This window comes from Flavobacterium sp. WC2416 (assembly GCF_041200095.1).
In the GTDB taxonomy this organism is placed as follows: domain Bacteria; phylum Bacteroidota; class Bacteroidia; order Flavobacteriales; family Flavobacteriaceae; genus Flavobacterium.
In genome coordinates this window covers 1576821-1595199 of the sequence record NZ_CP165626.1, presented here as the reverse complement: position 1 = coordinate 1595199, position 18379 = coordinate 1576821, and the positions used below count along the sequence as shown (strand labels likewise).

9 protein-coding genes are annotated in these 18379 nt (G+C 33.7%); 2 read left to right on the top strand and 7 right to left on the bottom strand.

Translation table 11 applies throughout. The features are described 5' to 3' along the window. Nucleotides 1-51 precede the first annotated feature (51 nt). The 3 genes from AB3G39_RS06725 to AB3G39_RS06715 form a co-directional block, all read right to left on the bottom strand. Nucleotides 52-846 (bottom strand): hypothetical protein, encoded by a 795-nt coding sequence (locus AB3G39_RS06725; protein WP_367771418.1) that lies wholly within the window; start codon nt 844-846, stop codon nt 52-54. Between the two features lie 315 nt (nt 847-1161). Further along, complete coding sequence (locus AB3G39_RS06720; RefSeq protein WP_369764622.1) at nt 1162-2238, bottom strand: hypothetical protein; 1077 nt, start codon at nt 2236-2238, stop codon at nt 1162-1164. 936 nt (nt 2239-3174) lie between these two features. After that, a complete protein-coding gene (locus AB3G39_RS06715) occupies nt 3175-5364 on the bottom strand; it encodes a glutamine synthetase III (protein ID WP_369752357.1) in 2190 nt (729 codons plus the stop codon). A gap of 233 nt (nt 5365-5597) precedes the next feature. Here AB3G39_RS06715 and AB3G39_RS06710 point away from each other — a divergent pair, with 233 nt between their 5' ends. Together AB3G39_RS06710 and AB3G39_RS06705 are read left to right on the top strand one after the other, a co-directional pair. Beyond that, a complete protein-coding gene (locus AB3G39_RS06710; protein WP_367754563.1) occupies nt 5598-6611 on the top strand; it encodes a glutamine synthetase beta-grasp domain-containing protein in 1014 nt (337 codons plus the stop codon). A 132-nt stretch (nt 6612-6743) separates the two neighbouring features. After that, entirely contained in the window at nt 6744-7697 is a 954-nt protein-coding gene (locus AB3G39_RS06705; protein WP_369764621.1) for a TerC family protein, read from the top strand. Nucleotides 7698-7794: 97 nt separating this feature from the next. Here the strand turns inward: AB3G39_RS06705 and AB3G39_RS06700 are convergent, their stop codons facing one another. The 4 genes from AB3G39_RS06700 to AB3G39_RS06685 all read right to left on the bottom strand — a co-directional run bounded on the left by AB3G39_RS06700 (nt 7795) and on the right by AB3G39_RS06685 (nt 17967). Further along, nucleotides 7795-8325, bottom strand: coding sequence for a hypothetical protein (locus AB3G39_RS06700; RefSeq protein WP_367771429.1), 531 nt, complete (start codon nt 8323-8325; stop codon nt 7795-7797). A gap of 154 nt (nt 8326-8479) precedes the next feature. Next, on the bottom strand, nt 8480-8980 hold the full coding sequence (locus AB3G39_RS06695; RefSeq protein ID WP_367754568.1) for a hypothetical protein: 501 nt from the start codon (nt 8978-8980) through the stop codon (nt 8480-8482). Between the two features lie 717 nt (nt 8981-9697). Next, on the bottom strand, nt 9698-12133 hold the full coding sequence (locus tag AB3G39_RS06690; RefSeq protein WP_369764620.1) for an Ig-like domain-containing protein: 2436 nt from the start codon (nt 12131-12133) through the stop codon (nt 9698-9700). 302 nt (nt 12134-12435) lie between these two features. Beyond that, entirely contained in the window at nt 12436-17967 is a 5532-nt protein-coding gene (locus AB3G39_RS06685) for a hypothetical protein (RefSeq protein ID WP_369764619.1), read from the bottom strand. Nucleotides 17968-18379 lie beyond the last annotated feature (412 nt).

The window sequence follows — 18379 nt, the reverse complement described above, 5'->3', positions numbered from 1 at the left end:
TTTTTATTTTTTATAAAGGGATAACATTTTAATATTATCCCCTATTAAGTTTTAATTTGATTGTGTTACGTTAGAAATATTACTAGCTCCGTTTTGGTTAACATTGCTAGAATGCATATCTCCTGTTTGGGTAGTTGCAGCAAAGTTAAAATCACCTCCATATTGTCCAATATAAGATTGATTTGAATCTCCATCTTGAATTGAAAAAGCTTCATTAGAATCACTACTTTGATAAACTGTAGAGTTGTTGAAGTTTCCTGTTTGTGTAGTTTCGGCTAAATTAAAATCAGCACTAAAATATTGATCAACGTGCGAATAGTTTGAATCTCCTGTTTGAATTTGCGCAATCTCATTAGAATTCCCTGGACTTGAAGTACCACTACCAGAATAACTGTTTTGATGTGCATAGGCAGTATTACCATTTCCTACTTGTGCAGTATTAATGATATTATCATTCCCATTTTGCCAAGAATCAGAGTAGTTACTATTCCCTTCTTGAGTTGTACGAGAAAAGTTAGTATCCCCATTAACACCTACAACAGCATTGTTTAAGTTACCTATTTGATTTGTTCCACTGTCATTTGAAGAACCCACTTGACTAATCCACGCACTGTTAGAGTCTCCTAATTGATCCATATCGGCAATGTTAGTAGCGCCTAACTGAATAACATCTCCGTTATTAGAGTTACCATTTTGCATTACATCAGATGCATTAGACATACCAGTTTGACTAACCATTGCGTCATTAGCCGTTCCTGTTTGATTCACAGTACTCCCATTACTTTGTGCAACTGCAGCTGCACTTACTAGTAGCATCGCTGAGATGCTTAAAATTACTTTTTTCATAATAAATATATTTAATTGGTTATTAATACAAGTTATCATGTAGGTTTTAAAAATGATTTGGGAATAATTTTTAAAAAAGAAATACTATAGCATAGTGCTATTTATTTCTAAATAGTTGAGCATATTTTATTTAAAAAATCTGCGCTTTTTAATCAAAATATAAACTTTAAGGAAATTCAAATTAATTATTTTAAAAGAATAAATCAGTATCTTTAAGTATTATAGTAATATCAATACAATAGCTACTATTAGAATTAAAAAATTGTTCTTAAAAAGAAGGGATAGTTATATAACTATCCCTTAATTAGATTTGCATTAATTTGATTGTGTAACATTAGAAATATTACTCGCACCGTTTTGATTAACATAACTATTATGCATATCTCCTGTTTGAGAAGTTGCAGCATAATTCATATTACCACCATACTGCGATATACCTGATTGATTTGAATCTCCGTTTTGAATAGAAAAAGCTTCATTTGAATCAGTTACTTGATAAACTGTAGAATTATTGTAATTTCCATCTTGTGTAGTTTCAGCTAAATTAAAGCTAGAAGTACCTCCATATTGGTCAACATGAGTGTAATTTGAATTCCCAGTTTGAATTTGAACAATCTCATTAGAATCACCAATTTGATGTGCATAAGCAACATTACTATCTCCATGTTGAGTAGTTAAAATGCTATTATCATTCCCTATTTGCCATTCATCAGAAAAGTTACCGTTACCAAATTGTTCAGCCCATGAATAATTTCTATCACCAACTACACTAGTAGCATACGCTCCATTATTATCCCCTTGGTCTTGATTACTTCCATTACTATTCTCATTTCCTACTTGGCTAACACTAGAATAATTATTTCCACCATGTTGATACATACCAGATTGATTATCATTACCTTGCTGAGACTGTATAGTAGTACTAGTACTTGCTCCATTAGAATACCCTTGCAAACTACTTGCATTATTACGATCCCCTATTTGAGTTTGAGTAGCAACATTATTACCTCCAGCACCATATAAATCAGCAAGATATACATTTTGATGTGCTCTAGCATAATTAGAGTTCCCATCTTGCACTTGAGTTATTGAATTGCTTTCATTCGCTTGCTCTGCAAATGCATCATTAGAAACCCCAGTTTGATCGATCGACGCCATATGACTTGTTCCCAATTGATCAATTTTAGCAATGTTAGTAGCTCCTAGTTGCGCAACATTAGCATCATTACTTGCACCATTTTGTAGTACATTAGACCCATTTGACAAACCTGTTTGAGCTACTAAGGCGTCATTTGACGTTCCCGTTTGATTCACTGTACTTCCGTTACTTTGCGCAACTGCGGCTGCACCTACTAGCAGCATCGCGGAGATGCTTAAAATTACTTTTTTCATAAAAATATATTTAATTGGTTATTATACAAGTTATCAAGTAGGATTTAAAAATGATTTGGGAATAATTTTTAAAAATGAAATAGAGCTAAATTGTTAAATTTAATTTACACAAATCTAGGTCTTGAATGCTTATTAAAAAACAGGTATAAATACCCGATTCGTAAAATATTAACGTTTTACACGTTAAAGAGTTGATTTATTCGATGAACTACACTTCATAATGAATAATTTACAATAAAACCCTAATAAGTTAATATGCAAACCTATTATAATACTTACAAACTATTATTTCACATCATTTATTCGCTAAATGTCTACTACTAATTACTATTTAATAATGAAACACATTGATGATGAAAAATTGTAAAAACAACATCCTAAATTATTGTTGCCAAATTATCTTTCTTACATTCCTTTATGCAACAGCTGAGCCGTCTATTAACAACATCTCAGAGCAACTTAAAACTAATTTTATTCAAAATACGTTCAAGTTATTATTACTTCAAGTTATTGATTAGATTTACAAAAGGATTTACGAATCATTTTTACAAAAAGGAACACAAGATTAGTGCGCCATTTCCTCTTAGAATTTGTAAGGTATTCTTTAACAAACCGGAATCAATACTTTTTTCGTCAAAATGCAAACATACCCGACTAAATACATATTTAAATTACTATATGATAAAAAATTAGATAAAAAACACTCTAATTATTAAAAAATATCATAATAACGAACCTCAATTTCAACATTATTTTATTCCTTAAAAATTTTATCTCATCTTTTATCCTTTTTATAAAATCCAAAAAAAACAATAACACATCATAACTTCATCTAATCAAGATTAAAACACCTTTAACCGATAATGGAATACCCCAACGCAAAAAAAAAGCCTATCCAAAAGGATAGGCTTTTACTTGAAATAATAGAATTACTTATTATTTTGTAAATAACAATTCTCTGTATTTAGTTAAAGTCCAAAGTTCATTATCAACTAAAAGTTCTAGTTTATCACAATGCTCACGGATTATTTCAAAGTAAGGTTTTACTTTGTCACAATACGCTTCAGCCATTTCTTGAGCATCAGTCAATACGTTTGCTTTTTTTCTTTCGTTTGTCATAGCAAGTACTTTTGAATTGATTCCTTCAATATGTTTTGAAATTTCTTTGATAATGATAATTTGCTCTTTAGCAATTGTTTCAAAATCAGATCCAAAAATATCTTTCAATCCTTTTACATTTTCGATTAACGTATTTTGGTAACGAATTGCAGTTGGAATTACATGATTTGTTGAAATATCACCTAAAACTCTACCTTCAATTTGAATTTTCTTAGTGTACTCTTCTAATTCAATTTCGTAACGTGCTTCTACTTCGACATGGTTCATAATACCCATTTCCGAAAATAAATCTAAAGCTTGTTTTGATGCTCTAGCTTTTAATGCTTGTGGTGTTGTTTTAAAATTACTCAACCCTCTTTTTGCAGCTTCTTTTTCCCAAGCTTCACTATACCCATCCCCTTCAAAAAGGATTTTTTTAGAATGCTTGATATATTCTCTTAACACATTGAAGATAGCATCATCTTTCTTCATGTCTTTTGTTTCAATTAATAAATCAACTTCCTTTTTAAAGTCTTTTAATTGTTTTGCAACAATCGTATTTAAAGTGGTCATTGCATTTGAACAGTTTGCTGTAGAACCTACCGCTCTGAACTCAAATTTATTTCCTGTAAAAGCAAAAGGCGATGTTCTATTTCTATCGGTATTATCAAGAATTACTTCTGGAATTTTCCCCACAACATTTAATTTTAAATCTGTTTTTTCTTCAGGAGATAATTTTCCTGTAGTCACCCCTTCTAATTCAGCTAATACTTTAGTCAACTGTGCTCCAATGAAAACAGAAATAATTGCTGGTGGTGCTTCATTAGCTCCTAACCTATGGTCATTACTTGCCGTAGCAATTGCAGCTCTTAACAAAGCTTCGTGATCATTAACCGCTTTAATCGTATTTATAAAGAAAGCTAAAAACTGTAAGTTAGTCATAGGGGTTTTACTAGGGCTCAATAAATTAACTCCAGTATCAGTTGCTAAAGACCAGTTATTATGTTTTCCAGAACCATTAACTCCTTTAAACGGTTTTTCATGTAGCAATACTTTTAAATCATGACGTTCAGCCACTTTTTGCATTACATCCATCAATAAACAGTTGTGATCTACTGCAAGATTAGTTTCTTCAAAAATTGGAGCAAACTCAAATTGGTTTGGCGCTACCTCATTATGACGTGTTTTTACTGGTATACCCAATAACATACATTCTTGTTCTAAATCTCTCATGTACGTTAATGCACGAGTAGGAATAGAACCAAAATAATGATCATCTAGTTGTTGCCCTTTTGCCGAAGTATGTCCTAGCAAAGTTCTTCCTGTCATCATAAGATCTGGACGAGATTCCGCCAATGATCTATCAATTAAGAAATATTCCTGCTCCCATCCAAGTGTAGCAGTAACCTTCTTAACATTTTTATCAAAATATTTACATACATCAGTAGCCGCTTCATCAATTGCAGACAATGCTCTTAATAAAGGAATTTTATTATCTAATGCTTCTCCAGTGTAAGAAATAAATACAGTAGGAATGCACAAAGTAGTACCGTATATAAATGCAGGTGATGTAGGATCCCAAGCAGTATATCCTCTTGCCTCAAATGTATTTCTAATTCCCCCATTTGGAAAACTAGAAGCATCTGGTTCTTGTTGTACTAATTGAGCTCCACCAAATTTCTCTACTGGATCACTACCATCGTATGATGTTTCAAAAAAGGCATCATGCTTTTCAGCAGTTGCGCCTGTAAGTGGCTGAAACCAGTGTGTATAATGAGTCACTCCTTTTGCCAGAGCCCACTCTTTCATACCCATTGCTATGTAATCTGCTAATTTTCTATCTATCTTAGTTCCATGCTGAACAGCACCTTGGACACCTTTAAATGCATCCGAAGTCAAATACTGCTTCATTGCCTTATCATTAAACACATTTGAACCGAAAATAGCAGATTTTCTTCCTGATTCTTCAAATTGAACTGGTTTTCTTGTAGAAGCTTCTCTCAAAGCTTGGAAACGAATTGTTGACATAATTTTTTTTTACAAAGATAACAAATACTAAGGAAAAAACCCAGATATCAGGATGAATAAAGCTCAAAAATAACCTCTTAAATTGATAATTTAAAAATTCAACCCTATAAAAAATAGGGTTTTCGTAAAAATAATAGGAATGAATACAAAAGCCCCCCCATATTTTTAACCGAATTAAAAACATCTTTATATTTGCATGAAAATTAAAACAACCAACAAAAAATTATATTATTATGGCTAAAATAAAATTAGAATATATCTGGTTAGACGGATATGAACCTACACAAAATCTTAGAAGTAAAACTAAAGTTGAAATACATGAAGATTTTCAAGGTACATTAGAAGAAATAGGAAACTGGTCTTTTGATGGTTCATCTACAAGACAAGCTGAAGGAGGATCTTCTGACTGTTTATTAGTACCTGTTGCCATTTACCCTGATCCTACTCGCATAAATGGATATTTAGTAATGACTGAAGTTATGAATCCTGATGGTACAGCACACCCTTCAAATGGTAGAGCTACTATTGATGATGATGGTGATTTCTGGTTTGGATTTGAACAAGAGTATTTTATCATGGATACTAAAACTTTATTACCACTTGGATTCCCAATTGGTGGATATCCTGCTCCACAAGGAATGTACTACTGTTCAGTAGGTGGAAAAAACACTCATGGTAGAGATTTAGTTGAAGAGCATGCTGATTTATGTATTGCTGCAGGACTTAATTTTGAAGGTATCAACCAAGAAGTTGCTTGTGGACAATGGGAGTTTCAATTGTTTGCTAAAGGTGCAAAAATAGCTGGTGATGAAATCTGGATTGCTAGATACTTACTTGATCGTTTAACTGAAAAATATGGTTACTATATTGAATACCACCCAAAACCACTTGGTGACACAGACTGGAATGGTTCTGGAATGCATGCCAACTTCTCTAATGAAGTATTGAGAACTTGTGGTTCTCGTGAAACTTACGAAAAAATATGTGAAGCTTTCAGACCTGTAACTGCTGAACACATTGCAGTTTACGGAGCATATAATGACCAACGTTTAACTGGTAAGCATGAAACTGCTTCTATCCATGATTTCTCTTTCGGAATTTCAGATAGAGGAGCTTCAATCAGAATCCCATTAATCACTGTTCAAAAAGGATGGAAAGGTTGGTTAGAAGACAGAAGACCAGCTTCAAACGGAGACCCATACAAAATTGCTGCTAGAATTATTAAAACAGTTAAATCTGTTTTGTAATTTAAGTTTATAAATATAAAAGTGCCATTGCTAACAATGGCACTTTTTTTATACCCGTCAATTAATATCCTCTTACCTCAAATATTTATTGAAGTTAAAAAGTATCTTTGTAAATCTAAATGAAAACTATTTATGATTGTCTGGATTTCTTTCTTTATAATAGTGCTAATAATTCTTATTTTAGACTTAGGTGTTTTTAATAAAACGCCACATATTATCAGTACGAAAGAAGCTACTAAGTGGACATCAATTTGGGTAACTATTTCCTTTTTATTTTCAGGTGTTATCTATTGGATCTATAATAACAATTACATTTCAAACCCCGATGAACTAAAGCCAATAGGAGCAGCCATAAAATTCATAACAGGCTACTTAATTGAATTATCTTTAAGTGTAGACAACATATTTGTAATTGCCATTATCTTCTCCGCTTTCAAAATACCAAAAAAATACCAACACAGAGTTTTATTTTGGGGGATTTTGGGAGCAATTGTATTTAGAGGAATAATGATTTATTTTGGAGTTTTACTCATCAATAAATTCTCATGGACCACTTATGTTTTTGGAGCTTTCCTTTTTTACACAGCGGTCAAAATGCTTTTCACTAGTGACGAGGAACAATTTGAACCAAAGAAATCATTGGTTTTCAAAATGATAAAAAAAATCATTCCAATTACTACACATATTGATGGCGAACATTTTTTTGTAAAAAGAAAATACATTAGAGCCGCAACTCCACTTTTTGTAGCATTAATAGTTATTGAAATAATGGATGTTGTCTTTGCCTTAGATAGTGTACCTGCAATATTAGCCATAACTAGTGATCCCTTTTTAGTATTTAGTTCAAATATTTTTGCCATCTTAGGATTGCGTTCCATGTATTTCTTTTTAGCTAACATGCTGGAAAAATTCAGTTATTTAGAATTTAGTCTTATTGCCATTTTAAGTTTTGTAGGACTTAAAATGCTCCTTAATGATTTTATAGAAATTCCTGAATGGGCTTCCTTAGCTTTTATTGCATTGGCTCTTTTCGCTGGAATTGTAATTTCATTACGAATGAGTAAAATTAATAATATTAAAGATTAATTTAATTCGCTGCGTGAAATTCAATTTATACTATTCGTTTTAACCACATAAAAAAGGGAGACTAAACAGTCTCCCTTTTTTATAAAATATATTATTTTTAGAAATTAATTTGTTGCACTTGACTTTCATTTATATTTAAAGCAGCCATAACATCAGCATAATTATTTTTATTTACTGACGCCGAAAAACTTCCTGGAACTATTACCACTCTAAACGTCTGATTATTTATATAAGATGGCGTTAAACTCAAATCATAGTTACCTCCTGCATAAATTGTGAAGTCTTCTTTACTAAAATCAAAATCATAATCTAGTTCTCCTTGTGGTAAAAAAAGAGTTCTTGGTATCAATTGCCAAATTGGTGTTGTAGAATCAATTGTTCCAGTCATTCTATAAATCAAAATAACATCCGAAGAATATATTTGAGGATTTAAAGCTCTATATATAGTATAGCCATCTGTAGCATTATAAGCAAAATTCACATTCTTAAGCTCAAAAACTTCAGAAATCAGACCATCTGCTCCATTTTGCCCATCCAAACCATCATAACCTGGAGGCCCCTGTGGTCCTGAACAACTTGAAATTACAATCATTCCAATAACTGCCAAAAGTGTACTTATCTTTTTCATAACTATTTTTTTTTAAAAAGGTTGCTTTATTAATCCTACGGTTCTTCATTGAACCAAATTTAATTTCTAAATAACTAATTTACAATTAATTATTTATTTAAAATTTCAAAAAAGGAAATCTTTCGACTTCCTTTTTATACTTTACTATTCAAAGTTAGAAGTTTATTTTCTGAATTTGACTCTCTTTTAGATTTAAAGCCGTAATAACATCCGAATAACTATTTTTGTTAATTGAAGTTGCATAATTTGCGGGTACAATCACAATTCTTAAAACTTGATTTATTCTGAATTCGGCAGTTACATTTTGTAAATTAGATCCTATCATATAAATATCGACGTCAGTATTCGTATAATCATATTTATACCCAAAATTCAAACTACCATCATTATAATAATGTGTTTCGGGCAATAATTCCCATATATCACCTTGTGAATTAGCTCCCGATAGTCGATAAACTAAAACTACATCCGAAGAATAAATTCTAGGGTTAAAAGTTACCAGTTTACCAAAATTATTGGTTGAATTAAACGAAGTGGTTATTTCAAACACTTCACTTGTAGTCGTTGTAGGTGCTATTTCAAAACTACCTGATGTGGTACAACTTTGCAAGGTTAACAATCCTGCAATAGCTAAAAGTGTAATTATCTTTTTCATGATTTCATTTTTTTATAGATTCTTATTTACATCTATTCATGAACTGTGCCAAAAATTTATTTGGATAACAAATACAAATTTGAAATACAGATGAAAAATTAAATTTATTTATAGTAATGCTTGGGTGCAGCACAGAAAAAACAATTATAAAGCAACACATTTTTTTTTCAAATTGAAAAGTTTTAGAATATTTAATCCTAAAAATGATTGCCTTTTATCCCAAAACTAAAGGAGAAACTCATAGTTGTCCTCTGCGCAAAATAAATAAACTATATGATGCTGTAGTTGCAATCATTGCTAAAGAAAAAGCTGAAATTACTACTTCATGTAAATTATTATATATTAATCTAATGGAATAATATATTAAATGAGTTTGCAAAATACTACTCTAAATTCTTACTGTTTCTAAAAGCTGAGTACCAGTTATAAAAAATCCAAAACTAGCACTTTCTACAAATATTATGATGTAAGTGAGCAGCTTCCATAGATAAATAAGTTTGATATGAATGTATCTGATCTAGCAGACCAATTGAATTCCTGATTCAAAGACAACTACTCTTTAAAAATTACTAAAACTGTAACTGATATAAAATAGATTAAATTATATATTAAGTATTTGAAATTAAAAAAGCAAACTGCTTTATAAGCCTGAATTATACAAATGAAAAAAGCATCCGTTTTGGTGGATGCTTTTTAGTAAAACTTTTACTATTTAATCTATTTGGAAGAAATTACTTTTTTAGAACTACTCTCTCTATCAGTAGTCAACTTCACAATATACACTTGTTCTTTCATTTTACTTGCATTTAAATCTAGTGTAATTTCTTTGTTCAAATAACTATTGGTGTCTTTTTTTGAAAGTACCAAAATACCTTGTGCATTGAATACTTCAATCTTCACATCCGATACGTAATCAAAATTGTATTTGATTGTTAGCTGGTCTTTAATAGGAACAGGAAAAGCCTCAAAACTTGATTTTGTAGTCACCTTGTTTGTCAATACCTCTTTTGGAACAACTGGTTCAGCTGATTTAAGAGCTAACACTACTCCACAGGTAGTTAAACCAGAACCGCAACCATTGACTGAAACAGAAACCTTATAGCCCGAACCCGCAGGTATATTACTAAATATAACGGGGGAGACTGCTGTCCCTATGTAAGTTGTTGCTGTAGTAAGCCCTACGATACCTACAATGGCATTTCCTTCTTTATTCAATACAGTATAAGTAGCTCCATTGATTACACCGGACAGAGTAATACTAAAAGTGGTTTGATCGCAAGTAGGAGCTGTGTATGAAACACTTGGCGGAGATGGATTTGCTATTACCGTTACTGTAGCTGTTTTTTGACAACCATTACTATCCGTATATGTGATAATAGAAGTACCTGCTGACACACCTGTTACCAAACCTGTAGTACTTACAGTAGCAACACTTGGAGTGGCGGACACCCAGGCATTTGAAATAGCTGGAGTGCCAGATCCGGTCAACTGTGTTGTAAAACCTACACACATACTAAGAGTTCCTGTAATAGTGGGCAATGCATTTACTGTAACCGTAGCCGTTTTTTGACATCCATTGTTATTGGTATAAGTAATGACTGATGAACCTGCTGACACTCCTGTTACCAAACCTGCAGCGCTAACAGTAGCTACACTTGGCGTAGCAGACACCCAAGGATTAGATCCTGCTGCAGTAACTGACCCTGTCAACTGTGTAGTAGAACCTATACATATACTAAGAGTACCGGTTATCGTAGGTAATGCATTCACCATAATTTTAATCGATCCGGTGCAACTACCATCGGCACTACTATAATTGATAGTTTTCTCCCCAGCACCACCAGAATTAGAGGGTGTAAAATAATAGGGACCGCTACCACTTACACCAGGCCCACTAAAAGTACCTCCGCTGGGTGTAGCCGATAGAAGATAAGCTGTTGTATCATCTGCGCATTTAGCCGCAATAGGAGTAATATCTGTACTACCAAAATCAAAATCCACAGGAATAGGGGTTATAAAATCTTTAAGTGCAGCAGTCGAAGCTGCAGAAGCTTTTGTTTTAACCCATAATGTTTTTATTTTTAGACCACTACAACTAGCTCCCCCAAGTACCTGATTTAGAAGATAAGTCACATTGACAGCTGCTTCTACAAATGCATATTGTTGGTACGTATTCGTTCCAAATGCAGAATAAGGTACATTCAATTCAGCACCCGCTCTGTTAGTTTCGGCAAATGCATTAGCGCCCAAAGCTGCCAAAGTTACCAATTCATAAGACCACTTGGTTCCACTCTGTTTCCACTGGTAAATATATACAATCGGTTTTGAACCCCCATTGGTATACTCCATGGAAATGATTATATCGTCTTTTGTTCTACCGCCGCCATTTGCCTTACTCGCCAATGGAGTTCCTGTAAAAGTTCCATTATCATTTTGAACAACGGTACCTTGCAATAATTCAAAATCTATATAACTGGTTCCATTAGTAGACTGACGGTCTCCGGAAATAAAGATCCACTGGTTGTTACTAGCGTCACGAGACACATGATACAGGGCATTATCAATATCGTTTTTATCTGGCGCTGAGTTTGTAAACCATTTTAAATCTGACACATAATCGTTAAATTTGCTTCCATTTGTAAAAACATCGTCATTAGAACCATAAGGCTCCTCTGTATCAACACGACCGCTTGTTTGAGCCGTAGCAGGTGCCAAAATATCACCCGCATTATCAAAGACAGAACCACCTGAACCTGAACCTGAAGCTCCGGGATACCAATCGCCCTGATTAGCGGTGAAGGGAGTGGGACTAATTGGCGTATTAGCTCTTAACCCTCCATCAATGGCGAATCCTCCCGATGGTGGGTTTACATCGGCAAACTGCCCATAAATTTGTGAAGAAAAACCCAGGAAACTAATTAAAATCAATGTCACCAAGTTTCTAAAAGAAAGTAGAAATCCATCATATCCTGATTTTGAAATGCTATTACGTGAAGTCTTTTTTGTAAGATTTAAATTCTGAAATCTAGAATTTAAATAAGAAAAATTAGGAATCAGAAAACCTAATGTGACCATACTATCTTTCGTTAAAAAAAAACTATTCACTTTACGGGATAAAAATTCGAAAAAATTCGAAATTGTAAAATTTTTCATGATAATAAAGTTTTAATACCATAAATTATTTAAAAGCAGGAAACTAGTGGACTTGGGAAAGAAAAACTTGCAGAAAAACAAAACATCTTCAATAAATGGATTTATGAAGTAGTCCATCATCAAAAAGAAATTATATTGTAAAGAGCAATAATGGATTCTTTTATCTATCGAGTAGTCATTTTTATAAAACAACTTAAATTTTAAAAAAATATAAATAAACCCCGAAAGTGTACTTTCGGGGTTTAATCTTAATGATCTAATCCTTCTCTATATTTTATAGAATTAGATGGTTATTAATACTACTATTGTGAAGACATTACTTTTTTAGAGCTGCTTCCTCTATCAGTAGTCAGTTTTACAATAAAAACTTGCTCTTGACCTTTATTTATATTTAAGTCAAGTACTACGTTTTTGTTTAAAAAACTATTAGTATCTCTTTTAGAATACACCAAGTTTCCTTGTGTATTAAATACTTCAATTTTAACATCTGATTGATAATCGAAACCGTATTTAATGGTTAATTGATCTTTAAAAGGAACTGGACTAGCAGTAAAACCTGCGATTTCAGTTTGTGTAACTTTAGATGTTAAACTAAGTACTGGACAATTCAATGGCGCAACATTATAACCTACGAATATTCTACATTCATCAAAAGCATTATTAAGTAAATCTTCTAATCCTGCAATTGCTGAAAGAGAAAGACCGTTTGTTGATCCTCCACCTAATGCTTGGTTTGCTAAATCAAACAATCCTTGAACTGTAGGGTTACCTCCTAAGGCAGTAACAACATTGCTAGGAATAGTGTAATATTTATATTCATTATTCACTGTTCCGTCTAGATTACAAGTGCGTTCTTTTGCTATTTCTGATCCACAGCCTCCTTGAGGAACTGCAACAGCTAAAGTTCCTGCTTGCAAGGTAAAGTTACCAAGGTTACTATTGATTCCTATATTAAGACCTAGTGCAATGGTTTGAGCCAATAAAGTATTATTGATTCTACCATTTTTCAAGTAGCTAGAAGGCAAACTATTTATTTCATAGTTACCTGCTGATAAAACATAGCTACCTCCTCCTCCAGGCATTACAGAGATAAGAGCATTTATATCGGTCATATTATTCATAATATAAACAGAATGACCTAGTGTACCAATAGTCATTTTACCTCCATAAGAAGTCAATGCTTTAGCAATTAGCTCTTTTGTTGAGTATGAAATACCTTCGGCACATGATTTACCTCCTACATTTCCATAATATCCTTGAGTATACGTACAGATCGCTTTAACACAAATTTGAGTTGTAACCAAAGCATCATCCGTAGCTGTACAACCATTGGCTGGATCAGTAACAGTGAGTGTATAAGTACCATCAGCATCAACTATTGGGCTCGCTGTATCAGCTCCCGAAACAATATGACCTCCATTACTAGCAGTCCACAAGAATGTAGCTCCTATTGTTGTAGAAGATCCTGACAATCCTACAGTGGTGTTGCCGCACAAAATTTGAGCATCAGCACCTGCATTTGCATTTGGTAGCGTATTGTTAACCGTTACAGTAACATCATCCGTAGCTGTACATCCAGATGTAGTATGTGTTTTTGTTACGGTATAAGTAGTAGTTACAGAAGGATTCACCATTGGGTTAGCACTTGTAGAAGTAAATCCTACTGGTGAAGATACCCAAGAATAAGTATATCCTGCTACCGCTGCTTCTCCTATTAAACCACCTGATACATTAATCAAACAGTTTTTAGTGAAGTCGGCTCCTGCAACAGCTACAACTGTTGGTTTATTTACCGTTACAGTCACATCATCTGTATCTGTACAACCAGATAAAGTATGTGTTTTTGTTACGGTATAAGTAGTAGTAACTGATGGATTCACAAATGGGTTTGCACTTGTAGAAGTAAATCCTACTGGAGAAGATACCCAAGAATAAGTATATCCTGCTACCGCTACTTCTCCTATTGAACCACCTGATACATTAATCAAACAGTTTTTAGTGAAGTCGGCTCCCGCATTCGCTGTTACATCTGGTTTATTAACCGTTACTGTTACATCATCTGTATCTGTACAACCAGATGTAGTATGTGTTTTTGTTACGGTATAAGTAGTAGTTACAGAAGGATTCACCATTGGGTTAGCACTTGTAGAAGTAAATCCTACTGGTGAAGATACCCAAGAATAAGTATATCCTGCTGCCGCTGCTTCTCCTATTAAACCACCTGATACATTGATCAAACAGTTTTTAGTGAAGTCATCTCCTGCAACAGCTACAACTGTTGGTTTATTTACCGTTACTGTAACATCATCTGTATCTGTACAACCAGATAAAGTTTGTGTTTTTGTTACAGTATAAGTAGTAGTTACTGATGGATTCACAAATGGGTTTGCACTTGTAGAAGTAAATCCTACTGGTGAAGATACCCAAGAATAAGTATATCCTGCTACCGCTACTTCTCCTATTGAACCACCTGATACATTAATCAAACAGTTTTTAGTGAAGTCGGCTCCCGCATTCGCTGTTACATCTGGTTTATTAACCGTTACTGTTACATCATCTGTATCTGTACAACCAGATGTGGTATGTGTTTTTGTTACGGTATAAGTAGTAGTTACAGAAGGATTCACCATTGGGTTAGCACTTGTAGAAGTAAATCCTACTGGTGAAGATACCCAAGAATAAGTATATCCTGCTGCCGCTGCTTCTCCTATTAAACCACCTGATACATTGATCAAACAGTTTTTAGTGAAGTCATCTCCTGCAACAGCTACAACTGTTGGTTTATTTACCGTTACAGTCACATCATCTGTATCTGTACAACCAGATAAAGTATGTGTTTTTGTTACGGTATAAGTAGTAGTAACTGATGGATTCACAAATGGGTTTGCACTTGTAGAAGTAAATCCTACTGGTGAAGATACCCAAGAATAAGTATATCCTGCTACCGCTACTTCTCCTATCGAACCACCTGATACATTAATCAAACAGTTTTTAGTGAAGTCGGCTCCCGCATTCGCTGTTACATCTGGTTTATTAACCATTACAGTAACATCATCCGTATCTGTACAACCAGATGTGGTATGTGTTTTTGTTACGGTATAAGTAGTAGTTACAGAAGGATTCACCATTGGGTTAGCACTTGTAGAAGTAAATCCTACTGGTGAAGATACCCAAGAATAAGTATATCCTGCTGCCGCTGCTTCTCCTATTGAACCACCTGATACATTGATCAAACAGTTTTTAGTGAAGTCGGCTCCTGCAACAGCTACAACTGTTGGTTTATTTACCGTTACAGTCACATCATCTGTATCTGTACAACCAGATAAAGTATGTGTTTTTGTTACGGTATAAGTAGTAGTAACTGATGGATTCACAAATGGGTTTGCACTTGTAGAAGTAAATCCTACTGGTGAAGATACCCAAGAATAAGTATATCCTGCTACCGCTACTTCTCCTATTGAACCACCTGATACATTAATCAAACAGTTTTTAGTAAAGTCGGCTCCCGCATTCGCTGTTACATCTGGTTTATTAACCGTTACTGTTACATCATCTGTATCTGTACAACCAGATGTGGTATGTGTTTTTGTTACGGTATAAGTAGTAGTTACAGAAGGATTCACCATTGGGTTAGCACTTGTAGAAGTAAATCCTACTGGTGAAGATACCCAAGAATAAGTATATCCTGCTGCCGCTGCTTCTCCTATTAAACCACCTGATACATTGATCAAACAGTTTTTAGTGAAGTCATCTCCTGCAACAGCTACAACTGTTGGTTTATTTACCGTTACTGTAACATCATCTGTATTTGTACAACCAGATAAAGTATGTGTTTTTGTTACGGTATAAGTAGTAGTAACTGATGGATTCACAAATGGGTTTGCACTTGTAGAAGTAAATCCTACTGGTGAAGATACCCAAGAATAAGTATATCCTGCTACCGCAACCTCGCCTATAGAACCACCTGATACATTAATCAAACAGTTTTTAGTAAAGTCGGCTCCCGCATTCGCTGTTACATCTGGTTTATTAACCGTTACTGTTACATCATCTGTATCTGTACAACCAGATGTAGTATGTGTTTTTGTTACGGTATAAGTAGTAGTTACAGAAGGATTCACCATTGGGTTAGCACTTGTAGAAGTAAATCCTACTGGTGAAGACACCCAAGAATAAGTATATCCTGCTGCCGCTGCTTCTCCTATTGAACCTCCTGATGTATTAATCAGACAGTTTTTAGTGAAGTCATCTCCTGCCACAGCTACAACTGTTGGTTTATTCACTGTTACAATCACTTCATCAGTATCACTACAACTTGTACCTGTTTTAGTTTTAGTAACAGTATATGTAGTGTTTACTAATGGATTTGCGATTGGATTTGCAATATTTGTAACAGATAATCCTTCAGCTGGGCTCCATGAATAGGTAAATCCAGCTTGTGGAGTTTCTCCTATTTCTTTACCATCAGGATTGCTAATACATGTTTTAGTAAAATCAGCTCCAGCAAAAGCTTTTGGAGTAAAATCCAAATCTAATTGAATTGGTCTTCCAGGGAAATCTTTTAATTCAGATTGACTTGAGTTTCCTGAACTTCTAGTTCTAATAAACAAGGTACTTATCGTAAAGCATTCATTACTTGTGGCTTTAAATACCTGAGTCAAATTTATACCACCTTCAGCCCATTGATTTGGTGCATAAGAACCTGTAGCTCCACTTCCATAAACATCAAAAGGTACATCAGTAGTTGAAGTATTATTAGTGCAAAAAATATTTCCTTTAATTCCTGGAACTGAATAGTTAACACCATCAAAAACAACTACGTATTGAAAACCACCGCCTGCTTTTTCAGACCATTTTTGAATTACGACAGTAGCATCACCACCACCCTGAGTAAACTCAATAGTAATTAACAAATCGCCTAAGGTACGACCACCATCTGTTCCCTCAGATATAAAGCTACCACTTCCACCAGTAATTGGTGCTGTATTAATTAAGGGATCGATCACTCCAGGATTGGGTAGTGCTCCAGTTATAGTTAAGCGTTTTTGTAAAAACTCAAAATCGATATAACTGCTACCATTAGTTACCTGACGGTCACCCGCAAAAAGGCACCACAAATCTTTAGAATTTCCTGTAATAGGAAAACTAAAGCTTGTACCATTAGTGCTTATTCCTCCATCCATACCATCTTTTCCATAACTAAAATGAGCACCACAATTTTGAATTTCATTTTTGTTCGGTGAAGATCCTGGACCCCAAGTATACGTATTTGGGTTATCATTTATTTTATTGGAACTCGTGAATATCGTTGGATCATTTTGAAACGGATCCTTTAGAAAAAAGGTAACTGGAACAGGATCAATTGTTCCAGGATAAAGAAGACTTCCATCTGCAAGGTTAAGTATCCCATGGTTAGTGCCATCAATAGGATAGTATTCTTGAGGATTGGTACCTGGAATGGGTTTACCACTTAAATAATTTTTTCTATCAAACAAATCTCCAACATTTAAGTAGATGGAACTGGTACCAGTAGGTTCATGAGCCCAACCATCACCGTCAATTCCATCACCTAATAATGGATATTGTACAGGTACAACCCCTTTAATAGACTGTGCATTTGTCGTATATCCCGTCACTAAAATTGCCACTAAAATAAGTGGCATAGCAAACCACTGGCGCCAAAAGTAGGACCAGTAATCCGAAATAAAATCAATAGCTCTTCTCTCCTTAAATTTTAAAAAATTTAATTTAGAAACTGTTTTTTTCGATATAAAGAAACTCATTACTTCATTAGACAAAACATCGAAAAAATTCGAAATTGTATTCTTTTTCATAATAATAGTATTTTTATGCCATACGTTATATTAAGTAGGATATTGAAAGAATGGGGGAATCAAATGTCTAAACATCATCTTCATAGCTGATTATGAAGTGTACCATCATCCAAAGGAGTAATGTAATTCAAACATGAAATACAATCAACCTCTAGCAATATTTGCGTCACTTTTTGCAAATGACTTTTAAAATTATGAGTAACAAATAGGTTCTATCAAATGTTTTCAAACTTGGGGAGAAAACTAGTTAAAAATCAAAATAACTTCAGAATTTATATTCTTGAAGTTTTCCATCATTTAAAGAAATTATTAAACAATAAAACAGCATCCTTTTACAAACCAAATATTTATTAATTAATAAAAATTGAAAACTTAGTTTAAAAAATTGAAAATGAAGACTGATAAAAGCTTC

Bases quoted from the DNA above. Each gene is read 5' to 3' on its own strand.
- AB3G39_RS06725 (WP_367771418.1), bottom strand. From the start codon at position 846: ATGAAAAAAGTAATTTTAAGCATCTCAGCGATGCTACTAGTAAGTGCA.
- AB3G39_RS06720 (WP_369764622.1), bottom strand. From the start codon at position 2,238: ATGAAAAAAGTAATTTTAAGCATCTCCGCGATGCTGCTAGTAGGTGCA.
- AB3G39_RS06715 (WP_369752357.1), bottom strand. From the start codon at position 5,364: ATGTCAACAATTCGTTTCCAAGCTTTGAGAGAAGCTTCTACAAGAAAA.
- AB3G39_RS06710 (WP_367754563.1), top strand. From the start codon at position 5,598: ATGGCTAAAATAAAATTAGAATATATCTGGTTAGACGGATATGAACCT.
- AB3G39_RS06705 (WP_369764621.1), top strand. From the start codon at position 6,744: ATGATTGTCTGGATTTCTTTCTTTATAATAGTGCTAATAATTCTTATT.
- AB3G39_RS06700 (WP_367771429.1), bottom strand. From the start codon at position 8,325: ATGAAAAAGATAAGTACACTTTTGGCAGTTATTGGAATGATTGTAATT.
- AB3G39_RS06695 (WP_367754568.1), bottom strand. From the start codon at position 8,980: ATGAAAAAGATAATTACACTTTTAGCTATTGCAGGATTGTTAACCTTG.
- AB3G39_RS06690 (WP_369764620.1), bottom strand. From the start codon at position 12,133: ATGAAAAATTTTACAATTTCGAATTTTTTCGAATTTTTATCCCGTAAA.
- AB3G39_RS06685 (WP_369764619.1), bottom strand. From the start codon at position 17,967: ATGAAAAAGAATACAATTTCGAATTTTTTCGATGTTTTGTCTAATGAA.